This window comes from Aeromicrobium sp. PFPM2_SD2, from assembly GCF_057364525.1.
This window is the reverse complement of sequence record NZ_JBNFNZ010000687.1, coordinates 1-846: the sequence shown is the minus strand read 5'-3', so window position 1 is coordinate 846 and position 846 is coordinate 1. Positions and strand designations below refer to the sequence as shown.

General features: G+C 77.2%; 2 protein-coding genes. One reads left to right on the top strand and one right to left on the bottom strand.

The window, feature by feature from the left end:
* A partial coding sequence (locus tag AC2W7G_RS17475) for a class I SAM-dependent methyltransferase (protein ID WP_485869555.1) occupies positions 1 to 367 on the bottom strand: 367 nt, incomplete at its 3' end.
* Positions 368 to 411: 44 nt separating this feature from the next.
* On the opposite strand from AC2W7G_RS17475, the gene AC2W7G_RS17470 reads away from it, so the two are divergent.
* Positions 412 to 768, top strand: a complete 357-nt coding sequence (locus tag AC2W7G_RS17470; RefSeq protein ID WP_485869554.1) for a hypothetical protein — start codon at positions 412 to 414, stop codon at positions 766 to 768.
* Positions 769 to 846: the final 78 nt, after the last annotated feature.

Sequence of the window (846 nt, the reverse complement as noted above, 5' to 3'; positions counted from 1 at the left end):
GGGGTCGACGTCGGCCGCATGCACCTGTGCCCCCGGCACGTGCGTCGCGACGACCAGGCCGACCGCCCCCCGTGCCGCAGCACAGGTCGACGACGACGGAGCCGGGTCGCGTCCGGGCCACCGCCTCCTCGGCGAGCAGCTCGGTGCGCCGGCGGGGGACGAAGACGCCGGGGGAGACGAGCACGCGCAGGCCGCAGAACGACGCCCAGCCGACCACGGTCTCGAGCGGCTCCCCGGCGACCCGGCGGACGGTCATCGCCTCCAGCGCGGCCTCGTCGGTGGCCGACTCGCGCAGCACCAGGGCCTCGTCCTCGGCGAACACGCACCCGGCGGCGCGGAGCCGGGCGACGAGCGGGTCGGACTCCACGCGAAGACCGTACGGGTGGGCCGGGGTCGCCCTAGCCTGGGCCCGTGATCGAGTACGTCGACCGGGCCAAGACGCTGCCCGCACCGCCCGCCGTCGTCTGGGACGACCTCGTCGCGCCGCGCACCACCGGCGCACGGCCGTGGCTCGTCCTCGAGGCGGAGGAGGTGCCGCCCCGGGTGCTCGAGTCCCAGCGCCCCGGACGCGTCGTGTGGTCGTCGCTGTGGACGGACCGCCCCGACGACGTCGTCACGCTGGACCTGACGCGCGCCGGGGCCGGCTCCAAGCTCCGCGTGCGGGTCTCGACGCCGGACGCGGCGCCCGAGGAGGACGACGTCGCCCGCGCGAGCCGGCGGCTCGGTCAGCTGCTCTACGGCGAGCTGCGCCTCACCTACGGCGCCTGACGCGGGAGCGGTGAGCCTGCGTCCACCGGCCGGCCTCGCCTGGACGCCAGATCACCGCCGCTCGGGCCGCCTGGACGC